At 66.3% G+C, this 25,343-nt stretch carries 21 protein-coding genes; 6 read left to right on the forward strand and 15 right to left on the reverse strand.

Going from position 1 to position 25,343, the window contains the following annotated elements; genetic code table 11:
- The first annotated feature begins 6 nt into the window (after positions 1-6).
- Both phnL and phnN read left to right on the forward strand, forming a co-directional pair.
- Entirely contained in the window at positions 7-690 is a 684-nt protein-coding gene (gene phnL, locus ACZ52D_RS10845; RefSeq protein ID WP_464441311.1) for a phosphonate C-P lyase system protein PhnL, read from the forward strand.
- Complete coding sequence (gene phnN, locus ACZ52D_RS10850) at positions 687-1,247, forward strand: phosphonate metabolism protein/1,5-bisphosphokinase (PRPP-forming) PhnN (protein ID WP_464441312.1); 561 nt, start codon at positions 687-689, stop codon at positions 1,245-1,247. Before phnL ends, phnN begins: the two co-directional genes overlap by 4 nt.
- Here the strand turns inward: phnN and ACZ52D_RS10855 are convergent.
- Positions 1,229-1,912, reverse strand: coding sequence for a DUF1045 domain-containing protein (locus ACZ52D_RS10855; RefSeq protein WP_464441313.1), 684 nt, complete (start codon positions 1,910-1,912; stop codon positions 1,229-1,231). The two genes, phnN and ACZ52D_RS10855, sit on opposite strands and share 19 nt — an antisense overlap.
- A 50-nt stretch (positions 1,913-1,962) precedes the next feature.
- On the opposite strand from ACZ52D_RS10855, the gene ACZ52D_RS10860 reads away from it, so the two are divergent.
- Complete coding sequence (locus tag ACZ52D_RS10860) at positions 1,963-3,105, forward strand: alpha-D-ribose 1-methylphosphonate 5-triphosphate diphosphatase (RefSeq protein WP_369926724.1); 1,143 nt, start codon at positions 1,963-1,965, stop codon at positions 3,103-3,105.
- Between the two features lie 29 nt (positions 3,106-3,134).
- Here ACZ52D_RS10860 and ACZ52D_RS10865 read toward each other — a convergent pair whose 3' ends face one another.
- The 7 genes from ACZ52D_RS10865 to ACZ52D_RS10895 are packed head-to-tail and all read right to left on the reverse strand — an operon-like array spanning position 3,135 to position 9,650.
- Positions 3,135-3,614 carry a class I SAM-dependent methyltransferase gene (locus tag ACZ52D_RS10865; RefSeq protein ID WP_464441314.1) on the reverse strand — a complete coding sequence of 160 codons (480 nt, stop codon included), beginning with the start codon at positions 3,612-3,614 and terminating at the stop codon, positions 3,135-3,137.
- A gap of 1 nt (position 3,615) precedes the next feature.
- Positions 3,616-4,374: a polysaccharide deacetylase family protein gene (locus ACZ52D_RS10870; protein ID WP_369926728.1), complete on the reverse strand. Its 759-nt coding sequence runs from the start codon at positions 4,372-4,374 to the stop codon at positions 3,616-3,618.
- Positions 4,371-5,507, reverse strand: a complete 1,137-nt coding sequence (locus ACZ52D_RS10875; protein ID WP_464441315.1) for a glycosyltransferase family protein — start codon at positions 5,505-5,507, stop codon at positions 4,371-4,373. Before ACZ52D_RS10875 ends, ACZ52D_RS10870 begins: the two co-directional genes overlap by 4 nt.
- A complete protein-coding gene (locus tag ACZ52D_RS10880; RefSeq protein WP_464441316.1) occupies positions 5,504-6,091 on the reverse strand; it encodes a histidine phosphatase family protein in 588 nt (195 codons plus the stop codon). Before ACZ52D_RS10880 ends, ACZ52D_RS10875 begins: the two co-directional genes overlap by 4 nt.
- Complete coding sequence (locus tag ACZ52D_RS10885) at positions 6,088-7,176, reverse strand: glycosyltransferase family 4 protein (protein ID WP_464441317.1); 1,089 nt, start codon at positions 7,174-7,176, stop codon at positions 6,088-6,090. The genes ACZ52D_RS10880 and ACZ52D_RS10885 overlap by 4 nt, the downstream gene beginning before the upstream one ends.
- Before the next feature lie 6 nt (positions 7,177-7,182).
- Entirely contained in the window at positions 7,183-8,427 is a 1,245-nt protein-coding gene (locus ACZ52D_RS10890; RefSeq protein ID WP_464441318.1) for a glycosyltransferase family 4 protein, read from the reverse strand.
- Positions 8,424-9,650 carry a glycosyltransferase family protein gene (locus ACZ52D_RS10895; RefSeq protein WP_464441319.1) on the reverse strand — a complete coding sequence of 409 codons (1,227 nt, stop codon included), beginning with the start codon at positions 9,648-9,650 and terminating at the stop codon, positions 8,424-8,426. The genes ACZ52D_RS10890 and ACZ52D_RS10895 overlap by 4 nt, the downstream gene beginning before the upstream one ends.
- Before the next feature lie 388 nt (positions 9,651-10,038).
- On the opposite strand from ACZ52D_RS10895, the gene ACZ52D_RS10900 reads away from it, so the two are divergent.
- Complete coding sequence (locus ACZ52D_RS10900) at positions 10,039-12,414, forward strand: mechanosensitive ion channel domain-containing protein (protein ID WP_464441320.1); 2,376 nt, start codon at positions 10,039-10,041, stop codon at positions 12,412-12,414.
- Positions 12,415-12,511: 97 nt separating this feature from the next.
- On the opposite strand, the gene ACZ52D_RS10905 is transcribed toward ACZ52D_RS10900, so the two are convergent.
- From ACZ52D_RS10905 to ACZ52D_RS10925, 5 genes are read right to left on the reverse strand one after another with little or no spacing between them, the layout of a single operon-like run.
- Positions 12,512-13,855, reverse strand: a complete 1,344-nt coding sequence (locus ACZ52D_RS10905; RefSeq protein WP_464441321.1) for a CoA transferase — start codon at positions 13,853-13,855, stop codon at positions 12,512-12,514.
- Positions 13,852-15,009, reverse strand: a complete 1,158-nt coding sequence (locus tag ACZ52D_RS10910) for an ABC transporter permease (RefSeq protein WP_464441322.1) — start codon at positions 15,007-15,009, stop codon at positions 13,852-13,854. Before ACZ52D_RS10910 ends, ACZ52D_RS10905 begins: the two co-directional genes overlap by 4 nt.
- The gene (locus tag ACZ52D_RS10915) at positions 15,006-16,034 is read right to left on the reverse strand and encodes an ABC transporter permease (RefSeq protein ID WP_222454922.1); all 1,029 of its coding nucleotides are present in this window, start codon (positions 16,032-16,034) and stop codon (positions 15,006-15,008) included. Before ACZ52D_RS10915 ends, ACZ52D_RS10910 begins: the two co-directional genes overlap by 4 nt.
- On the reverse strand, positions 16,034-17,944 hold the full coding sequence (locus tag ACZ52D_RS10920) for an ABC transporter substrate-binding protein (protein ID WP_464441323.1): 1,911 nt from the start codon (positions 17,942-17,944) through the stop codon (positions 16,034-16,036). The genes ACZ52D_RS10915 and ACZ52D_RS10920 overlap by 1 nt, the downstream gene beginning before the upstream one ends.
- Positions 17,937-19,718 carry an ABC transporter ATP-binding protein gene (locus ACZ52D_RS10925; RefSeq protein WP_464441324.1) on the reverse strand — a complete coding sequence of 594 codons (1,782 nt, stop codon included), beginning with the start codon at positions 19,716-19,718 and terminating at the stop codon, positions 17,937-17,939. The genes ACZ52D_RS10920 and ACZ52D_RS10925 overlap by 8 nt, the downstream gene beginning before the upstream one ends.
- Positions 19,719-20,069: 351 nt before the next feature.
- On the opposite strand from ACZ52D_RS10925, the gene ACZ52D_RS10930 reads away from it, so the two are divergent.
- The gene (locus ACZ52D_RS10930) at positions 20,070-20,735 is read left to right on the forward strand and encodes a TetR/AcrR family transcriptional regulator (protein ID WP_222454925.1); all 666 of its coding nucleotides are present in this window, start codon (positions 20,070-20,072) and stop codon (positions 20,733-20,735) included.
- Positions 20,736-20,804: 69 nt separating this feature from the next.
- Here ACZ52D_RS10930 and ACZ52D_RS10935 read toward each other — a convergent pair whose 3' ends face one another.
- Positions 20,805-24,227, reverse strand: coding sequence for an indolepyruvate ferredoxin oxidoreductase family protein (locus ACZ52D_RS10935; protein ID WP_464441325.1), 3,423 nt, complete (start codon positions 24,225-24,227; stop codon positions 20,805-20,807).
- A gap of 146 nt (positions 24,228-24,373) precedes the next feature.
- Between ACZ52D_RS10935 and ACZ52D_RS10940 the strand changes: the two genes are divergently transcribed.
- Positions 24,374-24,832 carry an Lrp/AsnC family transcriptional regulator gene (locus ACZ52D_RS10940; protein WP_464441326.1) on the forward strand — a complete coding sequence of 153 codons (459 nt, stop codon included), beginning with the start codon at positions 24,374-24,376 and terminating at the stop codon, positions 24,830-24,832.
- Positions 24,833-24,903: 71 nt separating this feature from the next.
- On the opposite strand, the gene ACZ52D_RS10945 is transcribed toward ACZ52D_RS10940, so the two are convergent.
- Positions 24,904-25,296, reverse strand: a complete 393-nt coding sequence (locus tag ACZ52D_RS10945; RefSeq protein ID WP_222454928.1) for a DUF3307 domain-containing protein — start codon at positions 25,294-25,296, stop codon at positions 24,904-24,906.
- Between the last annotated feature and the right edge of the window lie 47 nt (positions 25,297-25,343).

Below are 25,343 nucleotides of genomic sequence, written 5' to 3' on the forward strand. Positions count from 1 at the left end.
GATGAGATGATTGAACTGAACAACGTCAGCAAGAGCTTCACCCTGCACAATCAGGGCAGCGCGGTGATCCCGGTGATGGAGGGCGCCAGCCTGTGCGTCAAACCCGGCGAATGCGTCGGCCTGATTGGCGCCTCGGGGGCGGGGAAATCCACCCTGATGCGGGTGATCTACGGCAACTACCTGGCAGCCTCCGGCAGCGTCATGGTTGGTGGCACCGACGTGGCGACGGCGGAGCCGCGCGAGATTCTTGAGTTGCGGCGTCACACGCTGGGCTACGTCAGCCAGTTCCTGCGGGTGGTGCCGCGGGTTGCGACGCTGGACGTGGTGGCGGAGCCGCTGCTGGCGGTGGGCACGCCAGTGGATGCCGCCCGTGACAAGGCCGCATCCTTGCTGGCGCAGCTGAACATTCCCGAGCGGCTCTGGGGGCTCAGCCCGACTACCTTCTCGGGGGGTGAGCAGCAGCGGGTCAATATCGCCCGCGGCTTTGCCCACGACTACCCGGCGCTGCTGCTGGATGAACCCACCGCCAGCCTGGACGCGCAGAACCGCGCCACGGTGCTGGAGCTGATCACAGGCGCCAAGGCGCGTGGCGCGGCGATTGTCGGCATCTTCCACGATGAGGCCGCCCGCGAGCAGGTCTGCGACCGTTTCATCGATGTCTCGGCCTTCACCCCGCGGAGTGCGGCATGACCGGCCCCGCGCCAAAAGGCCCGGTGATCGCCGTGGTCGGCCCCTCGGGCGTGGGCAAGGACAGCCTGATGTCGGCGCTTGCGGTGTCGGGGCCCAGCTTGCGGATCATGCGGCGGGTCATCACCCGCGCGCCGGAGGCAGGCGGCGAGGACTACCAGCCGGTGAGCGAGCCGGAGTTCTCCGCCCTGGCCGAGAACGGTGTCTTTGCCCTGCACTGGCAGGCGCATGGGCTGCACTACGGTATTCCGCGCGACATCGAAACGCTGCGTGAGGGCGCAGGCGGGGTGCTGGTCAACCTGTCACGGGCTGTGCTGCTCGAAGCACAGGAGGTGTTCGGCGATCTGATCGTGCTCTCGGTCACCGCCCGGCCCGAGGTGCTGGAACAACGCCTGCTTGCCCGCGGGCGCGAGGATGCGCAGGAGGTCGAACGCCGATTGGCCCGCTCCGGCAACCCGCTGCCGCAGGGGCTGGCGCGGGTGCATGAGATCGACAACAGCGGCGCGCTCAGCGCCGCGGTGCAGGCGGCGCTGAGCGCGCTTCAGCCGCTGAGGGCGTAGCGATGGATCAGGTGAAACCGCCCGTCCTCAGCCTCGCCCATCAGCGCCAGATCGCGGATTTCGCACGGTTCGGGCAGCAGCGGCAGCAGGTGGCTGGCCAGCGCGTCCTCGACAACGGGCAGTTGGGGTTTCGGCAGCTTGCCGGTCAGGGTGATGTGAAAGCGGAACTGGCCCAACACGTAAGGGTAGCCCCAGCGGGTCAGGTTCTCGTCCTGCTCGGCGCTCAGCCCCGCCGCGCGGCGGCGGGCCAGCTCAGCCTCGGGGGCAGGGGCGCGGAACGGATCGAGGTCTCGAACGCAGGCCGAGGCCAGCGCATTCAGCGCCGTCTCATCCCCCACCGGGCGCAGCGCCAGGAACCGGCCCAGCCGCGCAAGCTGCAGACCGTCCAGCGTGACGGGCTGCTGGCGCGCGGCCAGCGCGGCGCAGGCGTCCTCCAGCGCGGCCTGGGTTTGCCCCTTGGCCAGCCGCATCGGCGGCTTCATCGTCGCATGCAGCCCGTATTTGCGCGGCACCGCGGTGATTTCGGCAACATCCAGCCCGGCGATGTCGGGATGGGGCAGCTCTGCCCCCGTTTCCATGTCCCAGCCCAGCCAGCTGGCGGCAAACCGGCTCCAATCCGCCGTCGCGGGCGGAGCATAATAGATCGCGTATCGCGTGAATGTCACATTGGCCTCCTAAACGTGGCCTTCCATAGCTCGAAAGATGTGAAGTTCAGATGACAGAAGAGTTGATTCTTGCCAATGCCACCCTGGTGCTGCCCGGCGAAACCCGCACCGGCAGTGTGAAAGTCGTGGATGGCGCCATTGCCGATATCTCCGATGGGACTGCCGTGCCTGCAGGCGCGGTCGATTGCGGCGGCGACTGCATCTGCCCCGGTCTGGTCGAGCTGCACACGGACAATCTGGAACGCCACATCCAGCCGCGCCCCAGCGTCGACTGGCCCCATGCCAGCGCCATCATCGCCCATGATGCGGAACTGGCGGGCACCGGCATCACCACCGTGTTTGACGCCATGCGCGTCGGCTCGATCAAGCGCAAGGAAAGCCGCTATGGCGCCTACGCCCGGCAGCTGGCCAGCGAACTGCTGGAGCTGCGCGGCCAGAACGCGCTGAAAATCTCGCATTTCCTGCATCTGCGGGCCGAGGTCTGTTCCGACTCGCTGGTGGAAGAGCTGAACGAGTTCGGCGAGGCGGACCGGGTCGGGCTTGTCTCGCTGATGGACCACACGCCGGGCCAGCGGCAGTTTCGCGACATCTCCAAGCTTGAGGCCTATGTGAAGGGCAAGCACGGGTTCGATGACGCGGGCTTTCAGGCCCATGTGGCGCACCTGAAATCGTTGCGCGACACCTACGGCGATCTGCACGAGGCCGAGGCGGTAAAGGCTGCGCGGCGCTTCGGGGCGGTGCTGGCCAGCCATGACGACACCACGGCGGAGCAGGTCGCGGTTTCGGCGGGTCACGGCATCCAGCTGGCGGAGTTTCCCACCACGGTGGAAGCGGCGCGGGCCTGCCATGCCCACGGCATCAAGGTGATGATGGGCGCGCCAAACCTGATCCGCGGCGGCTCGCACTCCGGCAATGTCGCAGCGCATGAGCTGGCAGAGCTGGAGCTTCTGGACATCATCTCATCCGACTACGTGCCGGCTGCGCTCTTGGTGTCGGCAGTGCGGCTGGGCGAGCTGTGGGGCGATATGGCCCGCGGCCTCGGCACCGTGACCCATGCGCCTGCCGATGCGGTGGCGCTGGCAGACCGCGGGCGGCTGGAGATCAGCAAGCGGGCCGACCTGATCCGTTTCCGGCTGGTCGGCGGCGCGCCGGTGCTGCGTGGCGTCTGGTCACGCGGACAGCGGGTGGCCTGACGGCGCGGGCGCGCGCCGTCAGCGGGCAGTCAGGACGCGCGGTAGAACATGTAGCGGCCCGGCGGGATGCCCGCGGGGCCGTCCAGCTCCTCCAGCCCGACCAGCGGCTGGCCGGAGACGATGATGCCGCCGGGGGCCATCACGGCGGCGACATGCGGCGACAGGGCTGCGGCCTCGGCCACGTCCTTTTCCTTGTCACCAAAGCCGAAATCGTAGTGGGCTAGGGCAATCCGGTGACCACCGGCCGCCAGCTGCGCCAGCATCGGCTTTGCCTCACCTTGCAGGAAATCCTGTTCCGGCGGCACGCAGGAAGGATGGCATTGCAGCACCCGATCGATCACCCAGACCCGCCGGTCCGGCAGCGTTTCGCGCAGATGGTCGTAGGTGCGCCCATTGCCGAGCCCGAGGTCCAGCACATCGCCGGCGGTGTCCGCAATCTGGTTGGCAGCCCAGTTCAGCCCGTCGCGTTGGGCGGTCAGTCGGCGCAGCATGGAATCAAGGCGGCTCATGTCAGGAAATCCTTTCGTCGAAGGTCCAGGCTTCTGCCGGTCCGGCCAGCAAGCGCTCTGCAAGGGCAACGGTGAAGTCCCACGTCGCGCGGTCCTGCACAAGGTGGTGGGTCAGCAGACCATAGGGTTCGTTGTTGTCGGCTTCGCCGAGGCGGCGGTCGCGCAGCTGGCGGGTCACTTGCGCAATCAGCTGCTGCGGTGGCAGCAACCCGCGTCCCCCCTTCCAGTCAATCGGATCCAGATGGGTGTTGACCCGCAACAAACCCGGCGCAGGTTTGGCCTGCTTGCGGGGCGTGAAGGTTGAAATTGCCGAGTACCCCGCGCCTGCGAGCCAGGTCAGCATCTGCGGGGTGATGCGGTTCCAGGGCGGAACGAACATCGGGCGCAGGGCGCTGCCGAACAGGTCCTCTAAGGCCGCCAGCCCGCGTTCGGCGTCGTCCAGCAGGTCATCCAGGGGGCGATGGGCACCGAATTCGGCTTTCTTCTCGCCCGCCGGGGCATGGTTCTGATGCGCCCAGCCATGCACAACCGGCAGCAATTGCGGATGTGCCGAGACATATCGGGCAAGGTCCGCCGTGGCGCCCTGCGGGATCACCGCCAGGTGTACGGGCAGCTCCAGCCGGGCAGAGACCTTGGCCAGGCGTTCCAGCTCGGTGGAATGGGAGGTGGCGTCATCATCGCGCCACCACAAGGGGAGCGTCATGCGCGCCGCGCGCCAATGGCTCAGCTCTGTATCCAGCTCGTTCCAGTCGGGTTTCATCCGCGCTCCTTCTCCAGCTGCGCAGCAATCTCCACGGTCCGGGCGGCGCCGTCAAACCGGAAACCGCTGGAATCACGCTGCGGCGCCTGCATGGCAGCCTTGACCGCAGTGCATAGCGCCTCGGGTGTCAGCGCGGCCGTGGCCAGAACCTCGATGCCATCAAGTGGTGCGAGGCTGTCGGCACGCAGGCTCTGTTCGGTCTCATTGCCCGCATCAAAGGGGATCAGCACCGCCGGGGTTGCCGCCTGCAGAAGATCCAACGCGGTATTGTAGCCGCACATGCTGACGGAGGCGGCGGCATGCGACAGCATCTGACGGAAATCGGGGCGGGCAGGTTCCAGCAGGGCGGGGGAGTCCGCCTGCGCAAACTCGGCGATCCGCGCCGCCGCATCGGTGCCGCCGACCAGCAGCCGCCAGCGATGGTCCGGCATCAGCCGTGCGGCCTCCAGCGCGGTGCGGTAAAGATCGGCACCGACGCTGCCGCCACCGGCGCTGACCAGGATTTCGCCCGTCCCGGCCCGCTCGGGGTGCGGCCCGGCAGCGGCGGGGGCGACGTAGCCGGTATAGCGCAGCTTGGCCTCCAGCATCGGCGAGACCGGCCAGCTGACCTGCAGCCGGGTCGCGGCGGGGTCGGAATGCACCAGCACCGCGTCGTAGAATTGCGAGATCACCGCATCGGCCTTCTCGGCCTTGTCCGGTTTCGAGGGCGGCGCCAGGATATCGCGCACCGAAGACAGGATCACCGGGCGGCGCGGCATCTTGTGGGCGGCCTCCAGCAGCGCCAGAAACTCGCCGCGCAGGGAGCGGCGGCCAAAGGGGTAAAGCTCGGTAATCAGCACATCTGGCTGCGCCTCTTGCAGGGCAGCGCAAATCTGCGACTGACGCTGGGCCAGATCCTCAGCCTGCGCCACGGAGCCTCTCGCGGTCAGCAGCCGGGTGAAATCCACCCCGTCAGAGCGCAGCGGCGGCAGCTGCACCAGCGTCACGCCGCGTGTGTCCAGCTGCGGTGCCGGAAAGCCGCCGCTGACCAGCGTGACCTGATGCCCTTCGCGGTCGAAGGCCCGCGCCAGTGTCAGCGCCCGCGACAGATGGCCCGTGCCCAGAAGATGCGTGACTGCGATCAGGACTTTCATGCGGTCTCCTCGCGGATCAGGCGGATGGGTTCATCCACGGGGCGCAGGGTCGGGCCGTCGATTTCCACGACGAACAGCCGGTTGCGCTTGACGCGGAACGGCGCGGGACCGTCAAAGTCCCAGCCGTGGGCGCGGGCGAGGATCATCCGCATGATGCCGATGTGGCAGACTGCGACCGTGTCGCGCGTCAGCCCCCGCAGCCAAGGGGCGATACGGTCCCAGACCTCGGCCGGGGTTTCGCCGGCGGGCGGGCGGTAGTGCCAGCCCCAGTCCTCGATGTCGCGAAAACCGCTGCCGGGGTCCGCCTTCAGGTCGGTGCCGTGCAGCCCTTCCCACTCGCCCCAGTTCATTTCCGTCAGCGCGGGCGCGGTGCGGGGCGGTCGGCCCGCGACGAGTTCCGCGGTCTCCGCCGCGCGCTTCAGCGGGCTGGACCACAGGTCTGCATCCGCCCAGTCCGGGGGCAGACTTTGCGCTGCCAGCTCGGCGCGGGCGGCGTCATCCAGCGGGATATCGCTGCGGCCCTGAATGCGGCCCGCGCGGTTCCAGGAGGTATGGCCGTGGCGCAGCAGGGCAAGTCGGATCATCGGGAGACCTCGATCAATGGGGTGACAGTGTTCCAGAAACAAGCGGCTGCTGCCGGTTCAAGATGGCGGCGCGCGATCCGCGCGCGGGCCTGGGTGCCGTGGTGTCGGCGCAGCGCGGTATCGCCCAGCAGTTCCGTTGCCAGTGCCGCGAGGCCCGCCGCGCCCTGTTCTGGCGCAGGATACGTTCCGGGCAGCAGCACGTCGCGCACGCCGGGCCGGTCCTGTGCCACCACCGGCAGCCCATGCGCCTGCGCCTCCAGGTAGACCATGCCGAAGGCCTCGTTGACGCCGGGCCACAGCAGCAGGCTGGCGCGGGCATAGGCCTCTGCCAAAGGGTCCTGCGACAGCTGGCCCAGAAACCGGACGCGACTGGCGAAGGGCGCCATCATCGCCTCGACCTCCGGGCGGGCAGGGCCGTCGCCGGCAATGTCCAGCTGCCAGTCCCCTTCAATCAGCGGCAGGGTTTCGGCGATCAGCCGGTAGGATGCCAGTTTGTCGCCTTTGCGCATCATCGCAGCGGTCAGCATCGGTCCGTCCAGTGCGGACGCGCGGGGCAGAGCGGCGCGCGGCAGGAAGGGCGGGAGCTGCGCCAGCAGTTGACTGCCTGCGCGGTCCCGCTGCAGGGCAAAGTGGTCATGTTCGGTGAAATAAAAGATCGCTGCGGCAGCATCGGCGGCGGCATGGGCCGAACGGGCGAACTCCGCCCAGCCGCCGCTGAGCCGTTTCTTCGCGCGGGTGGATTCAATCTGCACATAGGGCATGCCGCGAACGCGCGCCACGGCCGGACCGATCAGGTCCGGCGCCTTGTAGTAGTTGTGGTAGGTGACCCAGAGATCCGCCGGGGGCATGTCGCGCAGCAGCCGGGCGACCTCTTGACTGGCTGCATCTTTCAGCCTCGCTTGCGTGTCGGCACAGCCCTGCTTGTCATAGACCCGAAGCTCCGAAGCAAGCTGCACTTCGGCCCCGCTGGCGGTCAGCATCGCCATCAGGTTGCGGGCAATGGCGCGGTCGCCCGAGGGCACCGGGTGGTGCGGCGGCTTCATTGGCGCGTAAAAGGCGATCCGCGTGCCGCGTCCCGGTGCCATCCGTGATCAATCCTGCGCCAGCATCGCTTTCAGCCGCCGCGACAGCTGGGCAATGCCGGGGTCCATGCCAAAGTCGCTGCGCAGCCGCTGCAGCGCGGCTTCGGCCATTTCTGCCAGCCGGTCCGGATGCCGCGCGGCATAGAGCAGGCTTTCGGACAGCATCTCGGGGCTGTCCTCGCTCAGCAGGCCGTGGGTGCCGTGGGTGATGAACTCGGGGATGGCTGACACCGGCGTCGACAGGATCGGCAACCCTTGCGAGGCGGCCTCCATCAGCACGTTCGGCAGCCCGTCGCGGTCGCCGTCGGCGGCCACCCGGCTGGGCAGCACGAACAGATCGCTGGCCCGCATCGCCTCGATCACCTCGGGCTGGTCGCAGGCGCCGCGCCAGGTGATGCGATCGGCGATGCCCGCATCCTCGGCCATGCCTTGCAGCAGATCGCCAAGGCCGCCGCCGCCGATATGGGTCCAATGCCAGTCCAGCCCCGCAGGCAGCAGCGCCAGCGCCGCGATCAGCCGGTCAAAGCCCTTCTTCTCCACCAAACGCCCGACCGACATGAAATGCACCGGGTCCTGCGGATGGCGCGGCCTTCGCTGCGGCGGGGGCGGAAAGCGTGACAGGTCCAGCCCGTGATAGACCAGATCCACCCGGTCGGGCGTATCGGCCATGTCCTGCAGATGGCGGGCGCCAAAGCCGGTGCAGGTCGCACCAAATGCGGCCCCGTGGTGCGCGGCAGAGAGTTTCTCGGTGATCTCCCAGTCGGGCGAGGTCCAGATGTCCTTGGCGTGGGCGGAGAAACTCCACGGCAGGCCGCGCATGATGGCGGCATAGCGCGCGACCGAGGACGGCGTGTGCAGGAAATGCGCGTACAGCCCCAGCACCTCGGCGGGCATCTCGGCGGCCAGCACGCAGGCCTGGCCAAAGCGGCGGATCCGGTTGGGGGTGCAGTCGCGGCGCAGGTCGGCGCGCCAGACGCGGTAGGCCTCGGCGTAGCCCGGCAGCTGCTGCGCGGCGGCGCGGGCGCGCCAGACCCGGTCGGGTTCCTCGTACAGGTATTCCGGCAGGTAGTTCACCCGTGCCTGCAATTGCTGATGCAGCGGATGGCGCTTGACGTCAGTGGGGTGGCGCAGCGACCAGATCTCAAAGCTGTGGCCAGCGGCTTCCAGCGCCACCAGCTCCTGCGCGATGAAGGTTTCTGACAGTCGCGGCCAGCCCTTGACCACCACCGCCAGCGGCGGGCGAGCGGCGGTCATTCTGCCGTCCTCTGCGGCGCGTCCTGCAACAGGATCTGGACCCGACGGGTGACATAGTCGAGCCCGTCCAGCAAACCTTCCGAGCCTGCGGCAGAGGGCGGCTGCTGGGTGGCGAGGGCGCGGATCGCACGGGCCAGGGCCGAAGCCGTCCAACCGTCACGGGTTTCATCCAGCATGGTCGACAGCCCCAGTTCCTCGGCGCGGTTGGCGCGGATCCACTGTTCGAGACGTGGGGTCGTGCGCGGCACGATCACTGCGGGTTTGTCAAAAGACAACACCTCGCAGAAGGTGTTGTAGCCGCCCATGCAGACCACGCCCTGGGCTCCGGCGAACAGGGTTTCGATCTGCGATTCAAAGCCAACGGCGGTTACGCGCCCCTGCAAACGGGCCACCCGCTGTTCGAAATCCGCGCGCGTGTCACCGGACAGGAAGGGGCCATAGACCAGCACGGCACGCGGAGACAGGTCAGGGTCGGCCTCGTAGGCAGACAGCACCAGATCCACCATCATCTCTCCGTCGCCCCCCCCACCGGCGGTGACCAGCAGATAGGGTTGCTGCGGCGGTTCGCCGACCTGGCCCAGGTCGCGGCGCAGGTAGCCGGTCCAGTGCATCCGGGCCCGCATCTGCGGCGTGAACGGCAGGCCCTCGGTCGGGTCATAGACGGACTTCGGCCCATAAACCCAGATCTCGTCATAGAAGTCGCGGGTGGCCTCGACCGCCTGCTTGCGCTCCCATTCGGCGGCCAGCACGTCGGGCGCATCCAGCACATCGCGCAGTCCCAGTACCAGCTTGCAGCGGCCTTCCGACTTCAGGAACTCCAGCGCGGGGATCAATTCGCCGCGAAAGCCGGTCGGTTCCTTGTCGGCAACCAGCACGTCCGGCTGGTATTGCTCCACGGTGGAGCGGATCAGGGCTGCCCGCAGTTCGGCGGTTTCCTCGATGCTCATGCCCATGGTGCGCGAGGCATAGGAGCCGTCGGAGCGCTTGATGACGCCGGGCAGGCGGATGTGATCGACCCCGGCCGGGAACGAGAACCGCCCCGCAACCGGCGATCCGGTCAGGATCAGCGCGGAGGATTGCGGCGTCGCGGTGGTGATGGCGCCTGCCAAGGCCCGGGAGCGGCGTAAATGGCCGAGCCCGAACGTGTCGTGACTGTAGAACATGACCCGCGGCCCGCGTTTCGGGGAGCTCGCAGAGGCTGGGGATTCACCTGGCTGTGTCATGGGCTCGCTTGCCTGAAGGGTCCACGCCCAAACCGGCCGAAACGGGCGGCGCCAGGACCGGAACACGGGGTTTGGGGGCTGAGCCTGGGGCCGGGCGGGGGCTGTCGTGTTGTGCCATTCTCTGCCTCGGGTTGCGCAGCCCCGACTGCTGAGGGCGGGGTGCCGACTGTTGGTTCTGCTTTTGCAGGATACAGCCGACCGCACCCGCGGGACAAAGCTGCGCTGCTGCCCGCCCGTCGGCGGAGGTTGGGATCGGTATAACCTGCCCCCCGCACCTATGCAATCATGCGGCAGGGGCAAGGGGGCAATCTGATCCGCGTCGGGAAAATTTGCATGACGTTACCGCGCGTGGTTAATTCTGGTTACAATTCCAGAAGGATAGGCGCCCATGCTGCACGTTGTTGGTCGAATTCTGCTGATGGGGCTCCTGATCCTGTCCACGGTTGCTCACGCCGAAGCGCAGGAACGTGAACCGGCGAGCGCGGATAGCCTGTCCCGCATCCTCGAACAGGCCGCGCAGGCAGGCGTCGGCGTGGTCGTTGTCGACAGCAACGGGCAGCTGCTGACCCCGCCCGAGCCCCCCGAGACGAGCGGGCAGCCGACAGGCGAGCACATGGAAAAGCCCTCGGCGCTGATGCAGGCGCAGTCCAAGGTCGCGGCCTTCCGGGCCGAGCTTGCCAGCCGTCTTGAGGCGCTGCCCTATTCGGTCTTTGAAATGCAGTACATCCTGCGCCAGACCAGCCCCGACGGGCGCATCAGCACCTATGTCGAAGTTCTGGGATGGAGCGTGCTGTTGCTGATGATCGGCCGCTGGTTGTCGGTCGAGATCTACGGCAAGCGTATTGCCAAACGCTACGTGGTCGCACGCATCAAGCAGCAGCCCGAAGGCTATCAGGAGAAGATGCCGTTCCTGATTTTCCGGTTCTTCATGGGGGTCGGGGGCACCGTCTTTGCGATGCTGTTTGCCGCCCTTGCGTCCTATGTGATCTTCGGTCCGTCCGGCGATCCCTCGATCGAGTTTACCACCACCGCGATCTACACCGCCTTTTTCCTGGCCCGGACCGTGTCGGATCTGTGGCGCATGGTGCTGTCGCCCTATCTATCGCAATACCGCATTCCGGTGTTCTCCGACCGGGATGCCCGGCGGCTCTACATCTGGGCGTCGTTGCTGGCGACCTATGACATTTCCTCGGTCCTGTTTGCCACCTGGGTGGGTGATTTCGGGCTGAACTACAACGTCTATGCGCTGGTTTATGGCGTTCTGGCGCTTGTGGGCACCTTCGGGAACCTGGTGCTTGTGCTGGTCAACGGGCGCGCCATTTCCAATGCCATCCGTGCAGGCCGCCCGCCCGAGGAATGTTCCTGGCTCGTGCGGGGGCTGGCGCTGGCCTGGGCGCCGGTGCTGATCGCCTACATGATCTTTGGCTGGCTCAAGCTGGCGTTTGATCTCGTGCTGGAAAATGACATGGCGGTGCCGGTGATGGCGGGCAGCTATTTCGTGCTGACCACGATCCTGATCGTCTACGGTGTCATCAACTATTTCATTGAACGCTATTTCAGTCGCGCGCGGCGTCCCGAGGCTGCGCCGTCGCTCGAAGAGCAGGGGGCGGACCCTGGCTCTGCAGAGGGGGAAGAAGCGGGCCAGGCAGATGCACCGGACAGGCCAGCCGAGGCCGCCGAGGTTTCGCTGCCGCTGCCGCGCCGCCACCCCATAGCGACCTATCAGGATCTTGCCCGCCGCGTGGCCGGTATTCTGGCCTTCGTGGTCGGAGCCTATTCGCTGGTGATCGTGTGGAACCCCGATGCCGCCTGGCTGAACACCACCTCCGCCGACCGGGTGATCGACATAACGGTGATCCTGTTCATCGGCTACATCGTCTATCACCTGTTCCGTATCTGGATCGACAGCAAGATCGATGAAGAAGTCGGGTCGGCACCGGCGGAGGCAGAACTCGGGGACGAAGGCGGAGCCGGGGGCGCAAGTCGCCTCGCAACCCTGCTGCCGCTGTTTCGCGGGGCCATACTGGCCGTGGTTGTGGTGTCGATCGTGCTGATCGTTCTGCTGGAACTGGGCATCAACGTCAGCCCGCTGTTCGCCGGTGCCGGTGTCGTCGGTCTTGCCGTGGGGTTCGGCTCGCAAACACTGGTCCGAGACATTTTCTCGGGCGCGTTCTTCCTGGTCGATGACGCCTTCCGCAAAGGGGAATACATCGACATCGGCGAGGTCAAGGGCACGGTCGAGAAGATCTCGGTGCGCTCTTTCCAGCTGCGCCATCATCTTGGTGCGCTGCACACGATTCCCTTTGGCGAAATCAAGGTGCTGACCAATTACTCCCGCGACTGGGTGATGATGAAGCTGCCGCTGCGGGTCACCTATGACACCGACGTCGAAAAAGTGCGCAAGCTGATCAAGAAGCTGGGCCAAAGTCTGCTGGAAGACCCGGTGATCGGCGATGCCTTCATCCAGCCGCTGAAGTCGCAGGGTGTGATCGAGATGCAGGATTCGGCCATGATCATCCGGGTGAAATTCATGACCAAACCGGGCGATCAGTGGCTGGTGCGCAAGCGGGTGTACCAGGAAATCCGCGAGCTGTTTGCGCGCGAAGGCATCAAGTTCGCCCACCGCGAGGTCACCGTTCGCCTGGCCCCGGATCAGGAAGACGAGCTGACGCCGAAACAGAAACAGCTGGCCACGGGGGCGGTGCAAGCTGCCATCGACGAAGATGCGCTGGATGAAATGGGCGGCAGTGCCGACGACCGCTGACGTCGCCGTTGCGGAAGCGGGCCTGTTTCTGGCTGAAAAGTCTCCGGGGCGAATTTCCCGGGACCGCTATGAGGGGCAGCGCCCCTAGGCCCGCCTGCTACTGCCAGCGTGGTGCGGCGCTGTCGCAGCGCGCGGCGGGCAGGTCCCAGCGCATCGCCGTCTGCCGCAGCTGCAGGGGCGGCAGCAGGCGTCGACCCGGCCCCCAGCCGCTGGCCTCCACCGCGGCGGCAAAGTCCGCGTCCTCTGCGCCCTCGATGACATCGCCCCCGGCAGACTGCGGCAGCGCTGCCAGTTCCTCTGCCGTGCGGGCGAGCGACAGGCGCGCGGTGGCAACCGGCGCGCCGCCCTGGGCGGTGTGCAGCGCGGACATCACCGCTGCCGCCATCAGATAGCCGGTGGCATGGTCCAGCGCCTGCACCGGCAGTGGCACGGGGCGGTCGGCGCCCGCCCAGCTGCGGCCTGCATCGGCGATGCCCGCGCTCATCTGCACGAGGCTGTCAAAGCCGCGCCGCTGCGCCCAGGGGCCGGTCCAGCCGTAGGCGTCCAATGCCACTTCGATCAGGTCGGGCGCGATGCGGCGGCGGGTCTCGGCGCCGAAGCCCAGCCCGTCCAGCGCGCCGGGGCGGTAGCCGTGCACCAGCACATCGGCCTGCGCCAGCAGCGCCTGGAACTGTTGCCGCCCGGTGCTGCTGCGCAGATCCAGCGTCGCCATGCGCTTGCCCAGCGACACATCCGTGATCACCCCCGGCTCGTCCCAGCCGGGCGGATCGATACGCAGAACCTCGGCGCCAAAACCGGCCAGCGTGCGGGTCGACACCGGCCCCGCGATCACCCGCGTCAGGTCCAGCACGCGCAGCCCGGCCAGGGGCCGTTCCCGCGTTGCCTGGGGCCGGTTCCGCAGACGGATCTCGCGGCGTGCGCCCCAGCGGATCAGCGGCTCTGCCGCCACCGCGCGGCCCTGCGGATGGGCGAGCCATGCCGTCCGGCTGCGCATGGCCGCGGCCACGCCACCAGCCGAAACCACTGCGGTTTCCAGATCCTCTGCCCGCCAGCCGTGTACCGCGGCAGCCACCGCCGGGCGGTCCTCGGCGCAGCCCAGCACCTGCAGCGCGGCGCGGCGATGGTGGGGCAGGTTGGTGTGCAGCCGGATCCAGCCGTCCGCGGTTTTATAATCGCCCGCGATGGCGTCCCACAGACCGGGCATTTCCCAGCCCTCGGGCCGGAAGCTGTAGCCGAACCATAGCGAGGCCAGGCGCTGGTCCACCGTGACCTCCGGCGGCGCAGGTGCCAGGTTCAGGGCGGCGATCAGCTTGGCCAGCTCCACCCCGACGGCAGCCACCGAGGCCGTGGCCAGTTCGGTCACGGCAAAGGCGCTCTGCCAGTGGCCGGTGCCGGTGACACGGTAGTGACCGGGCGCGGGGAGGGCAGAGATCAGGCTCAATGCTGGTACGGGTCTAGGCTGTCGCGCAGCCCATCGCCTAGGAAATTGAACGCCAGCACCACGATCACGATCGGCAGCATCGGAATGGCGGTCCAGGGGTAGATCTCGATCGAGGCGAGGTTCTGCGCATCGTTCAGCATCACGCCCCAGCTGACCGCCGGTGCCCTAAGGCCAAGGCCAAGGAACGACAGCGCGGTCTCGCCGAGGATCATTGCCGGGATCGACAGCGTGGCCGAGGCGATCAGATGCGACATGAAGTTCGGCAGCAGATGCTTGCGGATCACCCGGCCCGAGGAGGCGCCCATCATCTCGGCCGCGCGCACGAATTCCTCCTCGCGCAGGGACAGGAACTTGGCCCGCACCGCCCGCGCCAGCCCCGGCCAGTCGAGAATGCCGAGAATGATCGAGATGATGAAGAACACCGTCACCGGCGACCAGTTCGATGGCACCGCCGCCGACAGCGCCAGCCACAGCGGCAGTTCGGGCAGGGAGCGCAGCACCTCGATCACCCGGTTGATGACCCAGTCGGTCTTGCCGCCCAGGTAGCCCGCCAGCGAGCCAAAGAAGATGCCCAGCACGAAGGACACGGTGATCCCGATCAGGCCCACCGTCAGCGACAGCTGCGCGCCGTACAGAATGCGCGAGAACATGTCCCGCCCCAGCCGGTCGGAGCCCCACAGGAACACCGGCTTGGCCGGGTCCGGCGAGCAGAACAGATGCGTGGTGGAGGGGATCAGCCCGGCGATATGGTGCTCGGTGCCCTCGCAGAAGAATTTCAGCTTCTGCGGGTTCTCCAGATCTGGGGTGAACACCCACTGAAAGCTTTCCAGATCCGCGTGCGAGGTCAGCGGATAGACATAGGGCCCGATGAACTCTCCCTCGTGGAACAGGTTGATCGATTGCGGCGGGGAGTACAGATGCTCGCTGTGGCGCTGGTTCGGCCCGTAGGGCGCGATGAAGCCGGCCACCGGCAGCAGCACATAGCAGATCAGCAGAAACACGCCCGAGACCAGTCCCAGCCTGTGGGTGCGGAACTTGCGCCAGACCAAAAGCCAGTTGGGCGCGTCCAGATCCTTGCGCTCCACCTCCAGCAGGGCGGCCTTCGGGTTATAGGGCGCGTCGTCGACATAGCGTCCGTCGGGCAGCTGGGTCATGCGCTTTTTCCTTCATAGCGGATCCGCGGGTCCAGCAGCATCAGCAGAACATCCGACACCATCGTGCCGATTAGCGTCAGCAGGGCCACGAACATCAGCACGAAGCCGGACAGGAACATGTCCTGTGTCTTCAGCGCCGTCAGCAGGGTGGGGCCGATGGTCTGCAGCCCCAGCACCACTGACACCAGAACGGAGCCCGAGATCATCGAGGGCAAAAGGTTGCCGATGTCGGCCACAAAGGGGTTGAAGGCCACCCGCAGCGGGTATTTCGCCAGCATCCGCGACGGCTTCATGCCCTTGGCGATGGCGGTCTCGACGTAGGGTTTGCCCAGCTCGTCCAGCATGTTGGCGCGCAGCCGCTGCATCATCGCCGAGGCGCCGGCGGTGCCGATCACGAAGGTCGGCACGATCAGATGCGCAAGGATCGACTTCACCTTATCCCAGCTCATCGGCAGCCCCTCGTATTCGGGCGCCATCAGCCCGCCGATCGGCAGGTCGAACCAGCGGTGGCCGTAATAGAACAGGATCAGCGCCAGCAGGAAGTTCGGCGTCGCAAGCCCGAGGTAGCCGACAAAGGCGGTGGTGTAATCGACCCAGGACCGCGCCCGCGCCGCGGCCAGCACGCCCAGCGGCAGCGCCACCAGATAGACGAACAGCACCGCCGCGAGGTTGACCAGCACCGTCAGCCACAGGCTGTCGCCGACGATCTCGGCCACCGGGCTGTCGAATTCGAACGACCAGCCGTAGTTGCCCTGGATCATGCCGGAAAACCCGTGCGGGCCGGGCATGAACCCCATCCAGATCATGTATTGCTGCCACAGCGGCTTATCCAGCGCGTATTCCTTGCGCAGGAATTCCGCCTTGGCGACGCCCGCGGACTGGCCGGTGGCCTGCAGTTCGGCGATCTGGTTGGACAGGTAATCGCCGGGCGGCAGGTTGATGATGATGAAGATCAGCACCGATACCACCAGCAACGTCAGCAGCATGGTGCCAAAGCGGTAAAGAGCGTAGCGCAGAATTTCCATCAGCCCTGGCCGTCCTCGAAGTAGAATTCATCCGGCCGGTAGACCCCGAAATGTGCGCCCGGATCCCAGGCCCAGATCGCCTGTTCCGGCACGTTCCGCAGTCGGTTGGACACCACCACGGGCTGCGGCGCCGCCGCGACCACACCGATGGCAAAGACCTGATCCGCATGAATCTGCAGCATCTCGCGCCAGGCGGCGCTGCGCTCCTCCTCGGTGGTGGCTGCCTCCCAGTCCTCCAACAGCGACAGCAGGCGCTGCGCTTCGGGCAAGTCCGGCGGCTCACCGGCCTGGCCGCCGGTCTGATAATACTGCCCCCACTTCGGCCAGGACAGGAAGGTCTGGTCCGTGGGGGCCAGGTAGACCGGCGAGGTATAGGGTTGCGGCAGCCCGTTGTCCCAGCCGAACCACGTCGAGGCCATGGTGGTGCCGGAGAACACCCGGTTGCGCAGGATGTCGCGGTCGAGGGGGCGCATCACGAGCTTCACACCCACGTCGCGCCAATCGTCGGTGATGATCTGGAGCGCGTTTTCCTCTTCCTGACGTTCGCCCGCGGTTTCCACTATCAATTCCATCCGGCGTCCGTCAGGCAGGTAGCGGATGCCATAGGCGTCGCGCTTGTCCAGTCCGGCCTCGTCCAGCAGCCGGTTGGCCTCTTCCGGGTCGAAGTCAGCCCAGGCGTCACGCAGGCTCTGGTCGAAAAAGGCGCTTTGCTCCAGAACGGCCATCGCGCCCGGCTTGGCGAGGTTGAAATACAGGGCCCGGTTGATGGCGCGCCGATTGATCGCCAGCGACAACGCCCGGCGCACGCGCACGTCGCGGAACACCTTGCGCCACACCGGGTCGTTGACGTTCAGGTTGGGATAGATCGCAATCTGAGAGGCCGCCCCGCTGCCCCACAGGTAGGTGCGGTAGTTGCCGCCGTCCTTCTCGCCCTTGCGCAGGATCGGAATGTCGCGGAAATCCAGCCCGCGGGCCTGCAGATCCGTCTCGCCGGCGTTCGACTTGGCGGCCACCAGCCCGGCGCCGACGATCTCCATTTCGACCGTGTCGATATAGGGCAGCTGCACGCCGCGGCTGTCGATCCGGTGGTAATAGGGGTTGCGCACGAACTGGTGACGGATCTTCTTGCCGGCCGAGGCATTGATCCAGGGCTGCAGGGTCGGCAGCTCGTGATTGTCGAACTTGTACATGTTGTCGTACTTGTTGTGCAGCGCCGCCCAGCTTTTGACGCGGGCGTAATCGACCTCTTCCGCCAGCGCATTGGAATCGGCGTAATCGGCGTGGAACTTCTTCAGGAACTTCGCGGGACGGTAGATGAAGGGGGGACGCGCCAGTGCCAGCGTGTGCAGAAAGCCGGGGTTGGGGTGGTCCCACTCGTAGATGACGGTGGTTTCATCCGGGAAGCTGACCCGCGGCAGTTGGCCGCCCGCCCGCAGGAAATCCGGTGGCCCGGAGGGGCTCAGCAGCTCGTTGTTGGCGACGTCCTCCCACCAGTAGCGGAAATCGTCCGAGGTGAAGGGGTCACCATTGGACCAGCGGTGCCCGGGCCGCAGCCTGAGGGTAAAGCGGCGGTTGTTCTCGTTTTCATAGTCCAGCAGGATGTCGGGCCGCAGCTTGTAATCTTCGCCATAGCCCGCCAGCCGGGCATAGCCATAGACCACCATCTGCCGGATGTCCTTGGAGCGGGTCACCATGGTGTTCAGCGTGCCCCCCTGAACGCCATGCGTCCGGCCTTTGGCGGCGAGATCGACCACCAGCGGCACTTCCGGGAGGCGCTCGGCCACGGGCGGCAGGTGCCCGGCGTCGACCTCGGCCCGCCAGAAGGCGCTTTCCTGCACCGGCGGCTGCGCCAAGGCGGGCAGGGCGGCTAGGCACAGCGCCGCAAGAAGGGGTTTCATCACGTCAAACATGGCAGCGTACCTTGTGACCAGCCTCCAGTTGCGGCAGTTGCACCAAGGGCGGCGCTATGGGGCCTTGAAAGCGGAAGGCCTCGGGCCATTGTTCCGGGGCGCCTGCGCCCTGGGCCACCAGCTTAAGATCGATGGGACGGTCGATGTCCGGCTCCGGCTGGGCCGCGATAAGCGCCTTGGTGTAGGGATGCTGGGGGTTGTAGAACAGGGTTTCCGGCGGTGCCTGCTCGACGATCAGGCCGCGCCGCATCACCGCCACCTCGTCGGCGATGCGCGCCACCACCGCCAGATCGTGGCTGATGAACAGGTAGGACAGTTTCTGCTGGTCGCGGATGTCCTCCAGCAGGCGCAGGATCTGCTCCTGCACCGAGACATCCAGCGCAGAGGTCGGCTCGTCGCAGACGATCAGCGACGGTTCCAGCATCAGCGCGCGGGCAATCGACAGGCGCTGGCGCTGACCGCCGGAGAACGCATGCGGATAGCGCTGCAGCATGTCGGGAGACAGCCCCACCAGCCGCAGCTTCTCGGCCGCCTTTTCGCGCCGCTCGCTGCGGCTGCCGATACCGTGAATGTCGAGGGGCTCCACCAGCGTGTCCTGAATGCGCATCCGTGGCGACAGCGAGGAATAGGGATCCTGAAACACCATCTGCGCCTGCCGCTGAAAGGCCATGCGCTCGGCGCGGTCCATGTCATGCACTTTCACCGGCGGCTGGTCGGGATCGGGGCGGAACAGCACGCTGCCGCCGGGATCGGGGGGCTCTGCCCCCAGCGCGATGCGCGCCGCGGTGGTCTTGCCCGAGCCGCTTTCGCCAACGATGGCCAGGGTCTCGCCGCGGGTCACCCGCAGGTCGATCTCGCGGCAGGCCTGGATCAGAACCGGTGCCCGCCAGCCCTTGCCCGACCGCAGCGTGTAGGTCTTGGAGACCGACTTCATTTCCATGATGAGGTCATCGCGCGGCGGCGGAATGGCAACGACGGCCTCGTCCGGGATGGCGGGGGCGGCGTTGAACAGCGCCTGGGTGTAGGGGTGGGCGGGGGCGCGCAGCAGCGGCTCGGCGCGGCCTGCTTCCATCACCCGGCCCTTGTGCATCACCACAACCTGCTCGGCCATGTTGGCGACCACGCCGAGATCGTGGGTCACCAGGATCATCGCCATGCCGGTCTCGCGCTGCAGGTCCTTCATCAGGCCCAGCACCTGCGCCTGCGTCGTCACGTCCAGCGCCGTTGTCGGCTCATCCGCGATCAGCAGCTCGGGCTTGGCCACCATCGCCATCGCGATCATCGCCCGCTGCCGCATGCCGCCCGACAGCTCGAACGGGTAGGAGCGGTAGGTGCGTTCGGGATCGGGGAACCCCACACGCTCGAAACACTCCAGTACCAGCTTGCGCGCCTCGCGCTCGGTCTTGCCGCCGTGCAGCCACAGCACTTCGGACACCTGGTTGCCGATCCGGTGCAGGGGGGAGAGCGAGCGCATCGGCTCCTGGAAGATCATCGAGATGATGTTGCCGCGTACATCGCGCATACGGCGTTCGTCCAGTGTGGCAAGGTCGCGCTGCTTGCCGCCGGTGTTCAGCAGGATCCGCCCCGAGCGCAGCTGCGCCACCTTGGGCAGGATGCGCAGCACCGCGCGGCAGGACACGGTCTTGCCGGAGCCACTTTCACCGACCAGCGCCAGTGTCTCGCCCGGCTGCACCGCAAAGCTGACGTCCTGCACCACCGGCGCGCCCTTGCCGAATCCGATGCTGAGGTTCTCGACGGACAGAAGCGGTTGCATTCAATATGGCCCGCCTGGCGGGGTTGAGACGTGCATGAGATCGCATTTTCCCTGTTTTTAAGACACCTTCGCGCGTCCGGACCGGGTTAGTCAAACCCCATTTGGGCAATGTGACGCAGGGCAGGGGCCATTGCCGCCCTTTCGTGCAACTGTCGGGACCTGCCCGCGGGCTGCTAGCGGGATTCGGTGTCGAATTCATGAAGGTTTCACCCTAGCGAGGGATCTCCACACGCCAAATCACATGGCAACACGATCCGATGTCTCGATCGGGCGCGGGCAGGTCGCTGCCAACTGGCGTTACCGCGCCCGCCGCCGTAAGGTGCGGGGATCAGTGTCACCTAGGGGGGCTCAATGTCACGCAAACCTGTTCTGCACCGGGACAACCCGGCGGCATCACCGCTGATTGGAAACGTTAAGGTTACCCGCGAGGATTGGCTGAACGTCGCGATGGACGTGCTGATCTCGGACGGCGTGGAGCAGGTGAAGGTGCTGGCGCTGGCCGAGCGGATGCAGGTCTCACGCTCATCCTTCTATTGGTACTTCCGGTCCCGGCAGGATCTTCTCGATGCGCTGTTGCAGACCTGGGAGCAGACAAACACCGCCGGCATGGTGCGCCAGGCAGAATTGCCAGCCAAGACCGTCACCGGGGCGGTGCTGAACGTGTTCCATTGCATTGCCAATTCCGAGCTGTTCAATATCGCGCTTGATTTTGCCGTGCGCGACTGGGCACGGCGGTCGGGCAAGGTGCGCAGCCTGCTGGATCGGTCCGATCAGCGCCGGGTCGAGGCGTTGACGGCCATGTTCATGCGTTATGACTACCCGCCGCTGGAAGCGATGACGCGCGCCAAGGTGCTCTACTACATGCAGATCGGCTACGACATGGCGGATCCCAACGAAAGCCATGCCCACCGGTTGGAGATGACGCCGGAATACCTGCGCGTATTCACCGGTCGTGAGCCGCTGCCGGAGGAACTGGAAGAGTTCGCCGCGTTTACCCGGCAGCACTGGGATATCTGACGGCAAAACCGCCCCGGTCAGGGGCGGTTCGTCCAGGTTCACTTGCGCGCTGAGGCGCGGGTCGCAGCGTCATAGCGCCGCCAGCGCCTCGTCGGCCTCCTGCCGGACCTTTCGGGCGGCGCTGAGGCGCACGGGGCCATAGCCGCGGATTTCCATCGGCGCTTTCAGCACTTCCAGGCAGGCTTCGTGGTTCTGGCCGTCATATCGAGCGGCCACCTGTTCCAGCGCCTGTTCGTACCAGCGCAACAGGTCGCGGTGCAGCCGGGCTTCTTCGTGGTAGCCAAAGATGTTGAAGGCCGTGCCCCGCAGGCGCTTGCCCCGTGACAGCAGGTCCATCAGCGGGCGCAACCAAGGGCCAAAGGCCCGCTTCACGGGGCGTCCGCGGGTATCGCGCTTCCATGTCATCAGCGGCGGGGCGAGGTGGTACTTGACGCTGAAGTCGCCCTCGAACTCTTCGTTCAGCTGGTGCTGGAAGGTCTCGCTGGTCAGCAGCCGGGCGACCTCATACTCGTCCTTGTAGGCCATCAGCTTGAACAGGGAGCGCGCTGCGGCGCGGGTCAGCTCATCGCGCACGTCTGTGGGTAGCGCCTTGCGGAAGCGTTCCAGCGTATCCGCGTAGCGCGCGGCATAGTCACGGTCCTGATAACCGGTGAGGAAGGTCGACCGGCGGCCGATCAGCGCCTCCAGCGTCTCTTCCTTGGGCTTGGGCTCCTCGTAGTGGTCGGCGACCAGTTTCGCATCCACCGCCATGGCGCGGCCGATGGCAAAGGCCAGCCGGTTCTTCTCGATGGCAACGCCATTCAGTTCGATCGCCTGGTCCAGCGCGCCGGCACTGACCGGGACCAGCCCCTTCTGCCAGGCAAAGCCCAGCATCATCACATTCGCCAGCACCGCATCGCCCAGCAGTGTCTCGGCGGCCTCGTTGGCGTTGAAGCCCGACAGGTTCTGCGGCCTCACCGCGTCGGCGATGGTCTTTTCTCGCACGCCCGCCATCAGGTCGGCATCGCGGCGCAGCACCAGATCGCCAGTGGGCATCTCGGCGCGGTTCAGCACCACCTTGGTCCCCGCCCGATAGTGGATCGAGGCCTTGGGCGCCGAGCTGACAACCACGTCGCAGCCGATCACCGCATCCGCGCTCGCTTCGCCGATCCGCACCTGGTTCAGCGTCTCGGGGGCGTTCGACAGCCGGATGTAGCTCAGCACGGTGCCGAACTTCTGGGCGAAGCCGGTGAAGTCGAGCACGCTTGCGCCCTTGCCCTCCAGATGCGCCGCCATGGTGATCAGCGCGCCGACGGTGACCACGCCGGTGCCGCCGACACCGGTGACCAACAGGTCGAACGGGGCCTCCAGCGACGGCAGGTCAGGCGCGGGCAGCTTGGCGGTCAGCCGTGCCGCATCCAGGCCCGCGATCTTCTTCTTGCGGCGGGTGGCGCCCTCGACGGTGACAAAGCTGGGGCAAAAGCCGTTCAGGCAGGAGAAGTCCTTGTTGCAGGTCGACAGGTTGATCTTGCGCTTGCGACCGAACGGCGTTTCCTTCGGCTCTACGCTCAGGCAGTTGGATTCCACCGAGCAGTCGCCGCAGCCCTCGCAGACCAGATCGTTGATGAAGGCGAACCGCTTGGGGTCCTCCATCTTGCCGCGCTTGCGGCGGCGGCGTTTCTCGGTTGCGCAGGTCTGCTCGTAGATCAGCACGGTCACGCCGGGGATCTCGCGCAGCTCGCGCTGCACCGTGTCCAGCTCGGCACGGTCGTGGAAGGTGGTGCCGGAGGGGAAGTCGCTGCGGTGGAACTTGTCGATGTCGTCCGACACCAGCGCGATCCGCTCCACGCCCTCGGCGCGGCAGGTCTGGGCGATGCCATGCACCGAAACCGGCCCGTCCACCGGCTGGCCGCCGGTCATCGCCACCGCGTCGTTGTAGAGGATCTTGTAGGTGATGTTGGTGCCCGCGGCGACCGCCTGGCGGATCGCCAGCGACCCGGAGTGATACCAGGTGCCCTCGCCAAGGTTCTGGAACACGTGCTTGTTCCCGTTGAACTGCGACGCCACCGTCCACGGCACGCCCTCGCCGCCCATCTGGGCATAGCCCGCGGTGTCGCGGTCCATCCAGCTGGCCATCACGTGGCAGCCGATGCCGGAAAACGCCTTGGAGCCTTCGGGCAGCTTGGTCGAGGTGTTGTGCGGACAGCCCGAGCAGAAATAAGGCGTGCGGGTCGCGCCGGGCACGTTCAGCACCTTGGGCTTCTCGGCCGTCAGCGCCGCGGCCTTGGCAGGCAGGTTTTCCTCCGGGAAGAACTTGTCCAGCCGTGCCGCCACGATCGGGGCCAGCATCCGCGGGCTCAGCTCGCCGGTCCAGGGGATCAGTGGGTTGCCCTCGCTGTCATATTTGCCGACCATCTTTTCCGGCTTCTTGCCCGGCCAGTCATAGAAGTATTCCTTGAACTGGCTCTCGATGATGCCGCGTTTTTCCTCGACGACCAGCACCTCCTGCTTGCCCTGCACGAAGGTCAGCGCGTCCTTGCGATCGAGCGGCCAGACCATGCCGACCTTGTAGATGTCGATGCCCAGGCGGCGGCAAGCAGCCTCGTCCAGGCCGAGGAGCCGTAGCGCCTCCATCAGATCAAGATGCCCTTTGCCGGTGGTCACGAAGCCAAACCGCGCCTCGCTGATGTCGTAGATCTTGCGGTCGATCGGGTTGGCCTCGGCAAAGGCGCGCACCGCGTCGAGCTTGGCCTGGATGCGGGTCTCGATCTCGGGAGAGGGCAGGTCGGCACGGCGGATGTGCAGGCCGCCGGGGTAGTCCGGTAGTTCAGGGTAGATGAACTGCCGATCCGGCTGCAGCTCGACCGAGCGCGCGCTCTCGACCGTTTCCGACACTGCCTTGAAACCGACCCAGGTGCCGGAGTAGCGCGACAGCGCAAAGCCGTATTCGCCGAACGACAGGTATTCCGACACGTCGGCCGGGTTCAGCACCGGCATGAACCATGACAGGAAGGCCGCGTCCGACTGATGCGGCATCGAGGAGCTGACGCAGCCGTGGTCGTCGCCGGCCACCACCAGCACGCCGCCCTTGGGCGAGGAGCCATAGGCGTTGCCATGCTTCAGCGCATCGCCCGAGCGGTCAACGCCCGGCCCCTTGCCGTACCACATGGAAAACACGCCCTCGACCTCGCAATGCGGGTCCAGCACCGCCTGCTGCGCGCCCAGCACGGCGGTCGCGCCCAGATCCTCGTTGACGGCGGGCATGAATTTGATCCGGTTGGCCTTCATCCGGTCCTTGGCGCGCCAGAACTCCAGGTCGACCCCGCCCAAGGGCGAGCCGCGGTAGCCGGAGACAAAGCCGGCCGTGTTCAGCCCCGCGTTGCGGTCGCGGCGGGCCTGGTCCAGCATGATGCGGGCCAGCGCCTGGGTGCCGGTCAGGAACACCCGGCCCTGGGTCAGCTCATAACGGTCATCCAACTTGTAGCTGCGAAAATCGTGGCTCAGCTTGGTCATCTGCGAGAGTGTCCTTGCGCGCGTTCATATCTGAGCGGTAAGATAATCCTGATCCTTTGAAATATTTTGCCCCATTTGCTGGAGTTTCGCTTATTTGTGGTCGGCTGTGCCGGAATGGGGGTTAAAACTGGATGATTGGACCGAAAATGAAACTCGACGACAGGGACCGCCGCATTCTGAAGATGCTGCAGGAGGATTGCCGCATCTCGAACGCGGATCTGGCAGAGGCTGTGGGCATGTCCTCGTCGGCGCTGTGGCGGCGGGTGCGCGCACTGGAGGAGGCCGGAGTGATCGAGCGCTATGGCGCCATCGTCAGCGCTCCGGCGATGGGGCTGGGCTTTGAGGCGCTGGTGCATGTCCAGCTGACCCGGCACGACCCGGAAAAACTGGTCGAGTTTATCCGCGCGGTCGAGATCAGCCCGCTGGTGCAGGAGTGTTATGCGACCACTGGTCAGGCCGATTATCATTTACGGGTGCTGGCCCCGGACCTGGAGGCCTACAACCGGTTCCTGGAGGAATTTCTGTTTCGCCTGCCCGCAGTGGCAAGCGCGCAAACCAATGTTGTGTTGCGCACGATCAAGCGCGACCGTCCCCTGGTGCCCTGAGCGGCGGATCCGCCCACCGGCGCTGTGCAGGCGTGACGGGCAGGGTCAGCGCCGTGGTTTACGCGACTTGATTACAATGCCACGTATTTTATCCAGGCCCAGCCCATGGCGATATAGGTCAGTTGATGCAGCGCCTGGTCTGCCCCCATGGCCTGCCAGAACCGGGCCTGCTGGGGGTTCAGCTCCTTCATCTCGCAATAGCGTGCCTTGGCAAAGTCGATGTGGAAATGCACCACCCACTCCAGCATTGCCAGCGGCAGGATGAAGCTCAGCGGGGAGCCGAACAGAGCAAAGACGATGATCGATCCGATCACATGCACCCCGGCATGCTGGGCGCGGCCCATGTGGACATAGGCACAGCGGCCGGACAGCATTTTTGACGTTTGCAGGAAGAAGTCGGCAAACATGTGCTTGACCTGCAGAGCGCAGAGCAGCAGCAGAACGGAACCGACAAATTCAGGCAACGCAAAACACCTCCAGCAAGTGTACTTCGCTGGAACCTTACGGATTT

The organism is Leisingera sp. S2M4, assembly GCF_055398055.1.